The sequence below is a fragment of the Halodesulfurarchaeum sp. genome (assembly GCF_036626455.1).
GTDB lineage: Archaea > Halobacteriota > Halobacteria > Halobacteriales > Halobacteriaceae > Halodesulfurarchaeum.
Map to the genome: position 1 here is coordinate 1 of NZ_JAZKRK010000056.1, position 8,122 is coordinate 8,122.

At 59.6% G+C, this 8,122-nt stretch carries 9 protein-coding genes; 2 read left to right on the plus strand and 7 right to left on the minus strand.

Features of this window, described 5'->3' with window-relative positions; all coding sequences use genetic code 11:
• Positions 1-44 precede the first annotated feature (44 nt).
• From V5A26_RS10790 to V5A26_RS10800, 3 genes are all read right to left on the minus strand, one after another.
• Positions 45-308 carry a hypothetical protein gene (locus V5A26_RS10790; protein ID WP_332321810.1) on the minus strand — a complete coding sequence of 88 codons (264 nt, stop codon included), beginning with the start codon at positions 306-308 and terminating at the stop codon, positions 45-47.
• The gene (locus V5A26_RS10795) at positions 286-888 is read right to left on the minus strand and encodes a hypothetical protein (protein ID WP_332321809.1); all 603 of its coding nucleotides are present in this window, start codon (positions 886-888) and stop codon (positions 286-288) included. The genes V5A26_RS10790 and V5A26_RS10795 overlap by 23 nt, the downstream gene beginning before the upstream one ends.
• 126 nt (positions 889-1,014) lie before the next feature.
• Positions 1,015-2,325, minus strand: coding sequence for a hypothetical protein (locus V5A26_RS10800; protein ID WP_332321808.1), 1,311 nt, complete (start codon positions 2,323-2,325; stop codon positions 1,015-1,017).
• 80 nt (positions 2,326-2,405) lie between these two features.
• Between V5A26_RS10800 and V5A26_RS10805 the strand changes: the two genes are divergently transcribed.
• Positions 2,406-3,167: an alpha/beta hydrolase gene (locus V5A26_RS10805; protein ID WP_332321807.1), complete on the plus strand. Its 762-nt coding sequence runs from the start codon at positions 2,406-2,408 to the stop codon at positions 3,165-3,167.
• A 27-nt stretch (positions 3,168-3,194) separates the two neighbouring features.
• Here the strand turns inward: V5A26_RS10805 and V5A26_RS10810 are convergent, their stop codons facing one another.
• Positions 3,195-3,401: a hypothetical protein gene (locus V5A26_RS10810; RefSeq protein ID WP_332322501.1), complete on the minus strand. Its 207-nt coding sequence runs from the start codon at positions 3,399-3,401 to the stop codon at positions 3,195-3,197.
• A gap of 87 nt (positions 3,402-3,488) precedes the next feature.
• Positions 3,489-3,659, minus strand: a complete 171-nt coding sequence (locus V5A26_RS10815; RefSeq protein WP_332321805.1) for a DUF1059 domain-containing protein — start codon at positions 3,657-3,659, stop codon at positions 3,489-3,491.
• 225 nt (positions 3,660-3,884) lie between these two features.
• Between V5A26_RS10815 and epsC the strand changes: the two genes are divergently transcribed.
• Complete coding sequence (gene epsC, locus V5A26_RS10820) at positions 3,885-4,745, plus strand: serine O-acetyltransferase EpsC (RefSeq protein WP_332321804.1); 861 nt, start codon at positions 3,885-3,887, stop codon at positions 4,743-4,745.
• A 6-nt stretch (positions 4,746-4,751) separates the two neighbouring features.
• Here epsC and artA read toward each other — a convergent pair whose 3' ends face one another.
• Together artA and V5A26_RS10830 are read right to left on the minus strand one after the other, a co-directional pair.
• Positions 4,752-5,642, minus strand: coding sequence for an archaeosortase A (artA, locus tag V5A26_RS10825; protein ID WP_332321803.1), 891 nt, complete (start codon positions 5,640-5,642; stop codon positions 4,752-4,754).
• A gap of 48 nt (positions 5,643-5,690) precedes the next feature.
• Positions 5,691-8,122: BGTF surface domain-containing protein (locus tag V5A26_RS10830; protein WP_332321802.1), on the minus strand; the 2,432-nt coding region annotated here is incomplete at its 5' end.

Below are 8,122 nucleotides of genomic sequence, written 5' to 3' on the forward strand. Positions count from 1 at the left end.
CCGGCCCTTGGCTCTATTACCGGTGCTGTCCCAAGAAAATCGCTTCACTTCGAACCGTTCTTAGACTCGTGACTCACTTCCATGATTTCCGCCGCTACGTCTTTCACGTACTGCTTGTGGGACGCCGGAGTTTGGACGCTTTGGGCCGCATCGATTTGATCGTTGACAACCGCGTTCTGTTGTGGCCCCCACGTATCGGCTGATTCCGACTCAATGTAATCGACCCAGCGCTTGATACCCTCGATCCGCTGCTCGCGGTTGCGTTCTTTCTTCGCGTCGAGGTGTTTACGCGCGTTTGAGTCGTTCATATTCGTCTTCGACGTCGAGTCGGCCTACCCATTCTTCGAGGCGAGACACACTAAGACTTTCCTCGAAGAGTGTGTAGAGGTGGACCGCATCCTCGATGTCCTTCTGTGCTCCGAGGTGGAGTTTGTAGGCTATCTGGAGTTCAAACGGACCGACCGGAATCGCCTCGCCACCGATACGGGCCGTGAGAGCGTTTTCGAGTGACGCGCGGTCGAACTCGTCGCGCGTGAACTTGAGTTCGAGATGGGGTGTAATCTGGTCTTTCGGAGCGACCCAGATGTTATCGCCGTTTTTGAGCATCTCGTACAGTGACGTGAGTGGCATCGCCGGTCCCCAGAAACCCGATTCGTCGAGTGCCGTGGCGAGTTTCTCGGCGGTCTCTTCGTCTATCCGCTCGATGAGGACGTCGATGTCCTCGGTGGATCGAGCCCGACCAGCGAGAATAGAAACATAGCCTGCGATGTAAACGTGCTTACTGTCGAATCGACGGAGAATGTGAGAGAACTCGAACGCTAACTCGTCGAGCCGGTTGGGGTCACGATCGATGACGAGTGTTCCGTTCCGGAGTTCGATACCGCCCATAGACGTTCGTTAGCCGCCGGACGCATAAATCGTCGGGAGCCGCGGTATTCGGGACGATTCGTTCGGTCTGACCATTTGTGTCCTCGCACGTTTTCTCTCCTCCCGGGTGTTCCCTTCCTGAACCAACTATGGATAGGTCACCCAATCGATGAGTCGCCGCAGACCCAGCGCCCCGGCGATCGCGGCGAAGGGAGCGAACACCCCGCTTTCGAGCGGTGCCGTAATCGGCGTTATCACGGCTGTGGACTCGCCCTCGATTTCGTCAGTTCCGGATGCAGTTTCACTTTCGGTCCCGACTGGTGATGGGTCTTCACTGCGCTGCATTGCAGCCGATTCATCTGCCGGTGGGACGCCGACTGACTCGCCATCCTCGACCCCGTCGCCGTTCGTATCTGGGTTAGCCGGATCTGTCCCATAGCGCTCGATTTCCCAGGTGTCAGGGAGCCCGTCCCTGTCCGTGTCGACAGCGGTCGGATCGGTTCCCAGTCGTAACTCTTGCCCGTCGGACAGCCCATCGCCATCGGTGTCCGAATCTGTCGGGTCAGTGCCCATTTCGAGCTCCTGTGCATCGTCGATGCCATCTTCGTCTGTGTCGGCCCTGGTTGGATCGGTCGGGAGGTCACTCAATTCGCGGTCATCAGAGAGGCCGTCCCCGTCAGTATCAACGCGTCGTGGGTCGGTCCCGTGTCTGATCTCCTGGGGGTCACTGACATTGTCCCCATCGGTATCCGACAGCAGCGGTTCCGTTCCGAAACGCGTGAGTTCGGCTCCGTCCTCCAGGTCGTCACCGTCCCCGTCTGCATGCATGAAATGTGTGGGGCCGTCGATCTCCTGGCTATTTTTGAGACCGTCACTGTCCAAATCGCCCGCTTGCCACAGCACTTGCATCTCCACGACCCTTCCGTTCCACAGTTCGGCGCCTCCATCTGGATACAGTCCCACGAACACGGACTGACTCGCCACTTCGATCCTTTCATCCGGGTTCTCCAACGCGATCTGGACGGTATCTTCGGTCCGGGAGAACGCGTCATCGTCGAGATCGATCGTGACCGTCTTGGAACCGAGTTCTTCGAGTGTCACGGAGGTTTCCCCGAGGGCTTCGGACGTTGGCCCGAACCGTTCGACTCGTTCTTCTGTCACGCGAACCGTATACTGTCGGAAGTCCTTCGCTTGGTCATCAAAAACAGGCGCCCCGACTTCCGCGTTGATTGCTGGGCTCTCCTCGGCCCACACCCACGTCCCCAGGTCGCTCGCTTTCGTCGGAGAATCGCTGGCGATGACCGACCGATCGAAGTCGTCTCTCACATCCTCTTTTGCAACACTTGGCCCGGTGATTTCCGCATCGAGCACTCCGGTCGAAACCGCGCCGACTCCCCCACTGAGAACAAGTGCGAGAACGAGCGCGACGACGCCGACCCGTCGGAGTGCATATGGCATACTGGAACGTGAGCCGTCAGTGCACTTGAAAGTGCCCACGTACCAGCGGGATACAACTGCCCTGCCCTCTATGGGCCCGTATGGGATGGCGATCCCGGCTCCGGCGGAGCCTGGCTCGGGAGCGACTCACAATTTGGGCACTTGGCGTGGTAGTGATTGTTGCAGCGCTCCTCGTCGGATTTGCAGGAACCCCATATATGGCTCCGGATGGCTCCATCGAGCGGGTCTCAGCGATACCAGGCGCTACCGTGACGGAAACTGCTGGGGGCTATGCGATCACCCCTTCCACCGAGAAGCCTGATACAGGCCTGGTATTCTACCCAGGGGCCCGAGTCGACCCGAACGCGTACGTCTCGATGTTGGCCCCAGTCGTGGACCAGACCGGCGTCGCCGTGTTCGTTCCACGCCCACGTTTGAATCTCGCCGTCTTCGAACCGGGGATGGCTGATTCGATCGCGAGCGATCACCCGTCGATCGATCGCTGGTACGTCGGTGGCCATTCACTTGGCGGGGCGATGGCCTGTCGCTACGCTGCCGCCAATTCTGAGGCAGTCACAGGGCTGGTGCTTTTCGGGTCGTACTGTGACCGCTCAATTGCTGATACCGACCTGTCCGTTCTGTCGGTCGGTGGAACCAGCGATACGGTCCTTGGGACCGAGACGGGGGCGCTCCGACCAGAAACCCTCCCGGAATCGGCGACGATCCGCCGCGTCGAGGGCCTCAATCACACGCAGTTCGGGAGCTACACCGGCCAACCAGGAGACAGCCCGGCCGAGATTTCGCGAGCGCGAGCCCACGACCGACTTCAGTCACTCCTTATCGAGTTCTTTGAAACCGAATAGCTGCTGGCACCCTGTATGGGTGGCGAGTCAGTCGAATAGTCCCATTTCCTCGGCGAGGAGATCCTGCAATCGAGACTTCACTGCGGGGTCGATCTCGGCGACGGCTTCCCCGTCGTGTTGGCGCTCGTTGTGTGCCTCGATGGTATCCTCGACGTCCGGAAACGGAACGGTCGTATCGGTCCCACAGGCTTCACAGGTGATCGTAATATCGGGGACATCCTCGGAAGGGGCCATACGGTTGACACTACACAGACCGGTCCTAAAGGGCGATCGATTTGTTTGCAACCGATCTCCCGCAAAAACGAAACCCGTCCGACGCTTTCAGACCGTTTCGATTTCGGCCTTGACGGCCTCGACAGTCTCCGTATCGAGTGTCAGATCGGGGTGTGCGTCTTCGACGTGTGCTTCGACTTCGGTCATAACCTCGTCTTCGCTGTCGCCTTCACAGATACCGTGACAGCCATCGACGATGCATTCTACCTGTTGTGACATAGCAATTAATCGATTAGGGAGCTGCTGCTTATGCCATGTGCCCACATGATTTGGGTCGATGGCCCCGACTTCCAGATTGAAGCCGTCGCCTTCCGTGCGGCCATCCGGCTCTGGCGCCGCGAGACAATTCTGACGTTCTCTCGTGGGTGATCGACTGTCGACGAAAACCGTGCCTTTCGAGGGTTTTGTATCGATGCCCCTCGTAGTGAAGATAGACTGACTACAATGGGCTTTCAGTACGCACCGGAGATACCTCAAGCGCTCGATGAATCCTATCGAGCCGACGTGGAACCGTTCCAAACACCGACTGATCTCGTCGTTCCAGAGCGCCGGCCGATGCGGGCGGAGGTCGCTCATCTGAACTGTCTGTTCTTTCCCCGGCTGTGGAACGCCGGGGACCGCGTTGGGGAACTGGAAGCGATCCGCGAGTGTCTCGACGACCTCGGTGAGCTCTTTGCGACGGGTATTCGAGCGTATGGAGGGGATCCAAACGCGATCGTTCCAGCGGTTCTCCAGCAAATCCCAGCAATTCGTGAAACCCTCAAGCGGGATGTGACAGCCGCCTACAAGGGAGATCCCGCGGCCAAGAGCTATCGTGAGGTCATTCGGTCCTACCCGGGGTTTCACGTTTTGATGATTTATCGGACAGCCAACGCACTCTACGAGGCTGGTGCCGAGCAGTACGCACGTGAGCTGTCCGAAAGTGCCCACAGCGAGACGGGCATTGACATCCATCCGGGCGCCGAGATCGGGGAGCACTGCTTCATCGACCACGGGACCGGCGTCGTCATTGGTGAAACGGCGACGGTGGGGGACTGGGTCCGGATCTACCAGAACGTTACGCTCGGTGCGCTTCACTTCGAGGAGGCCGAAGACGAGGAACACATGCTTCGGAAGGGCTACAAGCGCCATCCGGACATCGGCGATCACGTCGTCATCGGGGCCGGGTCAAACATTATGGGCCCGATCGAAGTGGGTGATCACGTGAGTATCGGGGCCAACTCCTGGATTAGCGAGGACGTCCCGGACCACACGGCAGTGTTCATCGCGGATCACCCCGATCTTGAACAAAAACCGACCGAATAACATTTCTCAGTCTGCACGTTCGAGATCGTACTCCTGGCCAGTGAGGAGGAACAAGACGTCCTCCACGACTGTCGAGAGCTCAGGAAGGAGTCGCAGGAGTGCCAGGGTGATGAGTATTAACGCCACCACGGATAGGGACTGGGAGATGACCCGGTCGGCCACGATGTAGGAGACGAGATACGGGTCATCGATGCCGAAGACGAGAAAGATCGGCTCCCGGAAACCGGCGAACCACTGGAACCCGTGGGCAAGTGCGATAAACGCGACCCGCAGCACGTTCAGACCGTAAATTATCGGGATGGCGATAGCGATACCAAGAGCCTGGCGCCGGGGCGACGCGTCGACGGCGAGTGCCAGTCCGGAGACGATCGAGATACTTCCGATTCCGGTACAGGCAAGCACGACTCTGGTGGTCAGATGATGGCCATCCTCCGCTACGAAGACAAACGTACTTCGGAGTCCGTCCTGACCGGTCACGACGGTCGGATCCACGCCCACGAACCCGAGAATCGCCTCCACATTTCGGGCGACGAGTTCGATCGAACCGCTTCGGAAGAACGTGATCGCCTCGAATGGGAGGTAGATGAACCCCATAATCGCAACTGCTTTTGTAATGACGGTAAACGACCGCTGGCCACTCCAGATAATCCAGCCGACGTACAGTGATCCCGGAACTGCAATCGCACTCAGTAGTCCTTCGATGATACTTCGCTGGACGATCGCGTAATGTGGGATCATCAGGACCCAAAACACCGCAAAAACGGACCAGGCCACCGTGGCGGCGTGGCGCTCGTAGGGCGACTCCAACCAGGAAAGGACCCCACTGGACGCGAAGATGAGAATCACGACCCACGCCAATGGGTCGGTGACGACGGCCAGATCCGCGATCGCAACCATGTATACGTCGGGACGATTCGTTGCGGGAAGTGTGTAACGGTCGGAGAACTACGGGCGAACGAGTCGGCGGATCCCAAGACCGACCGCGAGCAGGGCGAGACTTCCAAGCGCAATGAGCAGGAGTTGGGTCGGCCCGATTCGAAGCGGTTCGGGGACCGCCGACCAGGCCCGTTGGATTGCCTTCTTGGGCAATTCTGGATCCGGTTCTGGAAGTGAGTCGGCTGGACCGGTCGTGGGTGTCGAGGCCGACGTTTCAGTCTGGACGGACTCTGCTCCGGTCTCGGAACTCCCGGACTGCCAACGGCCTCCCCCTCCACCTCCGGCCCCACTGGCTGCGTCGGTCCCGGAGCGAGTGTCGAGGAATTGCCCCGAGCGAACCGGGCTGAGTTGGTCTCCGTCTGCGGTGACCGACACCGTATATTCGGTCCCGCTCTCGTAGTCGCTGAGGTCCGCCGTCGTCTCGTATGTGCCGTCTTCGTCGACAGTCACGTCCATGTTTGTGGTAAATGAGTCGTTCGCTCCGTCGATGTGCACTGTTGCTGTGGTGCCCGGTGCGACAGTTGTGGTTCCATTGATCGGGACGGTGTCTCTGGCTGGCAGGTCGAGGGACCCGTTTTCAGAGACACCCCCAAGGGCTGCTCGCGCCTCGATGACATTCATGGCTTCTTGCCCGGAGATTTCGGCTGATCGGTTGCCATCATTGCGCGGGACGAAGGGTGTTTCCTCGGTGAGCACCACAGCAGTTTCCAGGGCGCTTCCCGGGCGCACGGTCTCGCCACCAGCCTCGGCGACGACGTAGAACTGGTCCGGGTTTGCGGTCTTGATTCGTTTGAGGCCGGGCGGAGTTTGTGTCCCTGACTCGGCTTTGGGATTTGGGCCGATGGAGACGAAGGCAGAGGGTGATTCTTTAGTATGGTCGTTCTCTCCTGCTGGTACTGTTGGGGTGGTTTGGGTCACCGCTTTCGAGTTCTTCGCGTGCGGTGGTGGTCCGCCAACTGAGATGTTTCGTGTGAACATGCCGAGACCGCTCGTGTTGACTGCGACGACCAATCGGTCACCGACAGCGACCTCGTCTTCTCGACTGGCGTGGGTTCGCACTGCACTCGGACCGGCAAGTGTAACGTCTCGTGGGGCAACCAGCGTTTCCACGGACGCGGACCAGTCCGCCGTCACCTGGAAGACAGCGGTGGCTTGCTGATTGTCAGGTCCCGTCAAGATGAGCGTATAGTCTCCGGCAGCGAGTGCGCCACCGCCGACCGGCTCTGCTGATTTGGAGGCGCTTTTCGACGGGACCGTTCCGTTCGCTGTGCCTCCGGTTGATCCGTTGGTCGGAGTGTTCACCGACCTGTTCGAAGACCTCGTATCTGGTTCATTCGCGGTGGAAGTCGGTGGCTCGCTCGATTGGGCCGACCTGGAATCGTTCGATTGGGGCGACTCTGGGTCAGTCGGCGGGCCCTTACTCGGGTCCTGCTCCACCGCAGAAATCCACTGGTTCGTTCTGGGGGGTGAGTCGTTCGGTTCGAGGTGGTAGCCGGGGCCCGAACTCATTGTATCGCGTCCACTTGTCAGGACCTGGATTTCGTAGGGTGGTGACTGATTCCCGGCTGCGAGACTCACATTCTCGAGAACGAACCCATCTGGGCCTTCGAGGCGGATCCTCGCGGAATCGGAGTGCTCGAGAATGATGTCGAAGAGGGCCGGCTCCCCACGCTGGACCGCTGCTGTCCGGTTCAAGAAGCGGATGCTTGTTGGCGGCTCGACGGTGAAGGATTCAGAGCGGGCCGAGTCGTTAGTCGCCACAGCGTTCACGTGAATCTGATAGCGGCCCGGAAGAGCCTCGAAAGCGAACGCAGCGGTGCCAGTGGCGTCGAGTTCACCGCTTCGGGACTGGGCCACAGTTCCGTTGTCGACGTCTTTTAGGGCCACCTCCAGGGCTCGTTCGGAGTCATTGCCCCGTACCGTGACTGGAATCACGTCGTCAGTTGTGGAGATGTTCGTCTCCGGCGCCTGAAGGGAGAGTGCAACCGGGGTTGGTGAGTCTGACTGGACTGACTGCTCCGCTGTTTGTTCGACTGTCAGCGTCGCACCCGGCCCGAGCCCACCCCTCGGTGCATCTTGTTCGAGGAACAGACCCGTATCACCCGGGTCGTAGGCGCCGTCGCCATCCGCGTCACTGACTTGCGGGACTTCCAGCGCAACTGTCTTGCCACCAGGGGCATCAGCTGTGACCGTCGCGTGAAGGCTGAATTCGGTGCTCGCGTTCCCCGGCCCAAACCAGGCTGTGTCTGCTTGGGGTTCGAGGACCCAACTCCCATAGGGGGTTGGATCGCTGGCGGTGGCGAGTGTGGTGTTGTTTGCTTCGAGGGAAACCGACTTGATGTGGCTCTCAGATAGCGTGCCGTTCGTGCGGACTGTGACAGCTGTGAGCCGATCTCCGAAGGTATCCGAGCCGACTGATTGGGTGTCTTTTTCGCGGTAAA

What these genes read in the sequence shown, in the direction of transcription:
- V5A26_RS10790 (WP_332321810.1), bottom strand. Translation starts at nt 308, where the DNA reads ATGAACGACTCAAACGCGCGTAAACACCTCGACGCGAAGAAAGAACGC.
- V5A26_RS10795 (WP_332321809.1), bottom strand. Translation starts at nt 888, where the DNA reads ATGGGCGGTATCGAACTCCGGAACGGAACACTCGTCATCGATCGTGAC.
- V5A26_RS10800 (WP_332321808.1), bottom strand. Translation starts at nt 2,325, where the DNA reads ATGCCATATGCACTCCGACGGGTCGGCGTCGTCGCGCTCGTTCTCGCA.
- V5A26_RS10805 (WP_332321807.1), top strand. Translation starts at nt 2,406, where the DNA reads ATGGGATGGCGATCCCGGCTCCGGCGGAGCCTGGCTCGGGAGCGACTC.
- V5A26_RS10810 (WP_332322501.1), bottom strand. Translation starts at nt 3,401, where the DNA reads ATGGCCCCTTCCGAGGATGTCCCCGATATTACGATCACCTGTGAAGCC.
- V5A26_RS10815 (WP_332321805.1), bottom strand. Translation starts at nt 3,659, where the DNA reads ATGTCACAACAGGTAGAATGCATCGTCGATGGCTGTCACGGTATCTGT.
- epsC (WP_332321804.1), top strand. Translation starts at nt 3,885, where the DNA reads ATGGGCTTTCAGTACGCACCGGAGATACCTCAAGCGCTCGATGAATCC.
- artA (WP_332321803.1), bottom strand. Translation starts at nt 5,642, where the DNA reads ATGGTTGCGATCGCGGATCTGGCCGTCGTCACCGACCCATTGGCGTGG.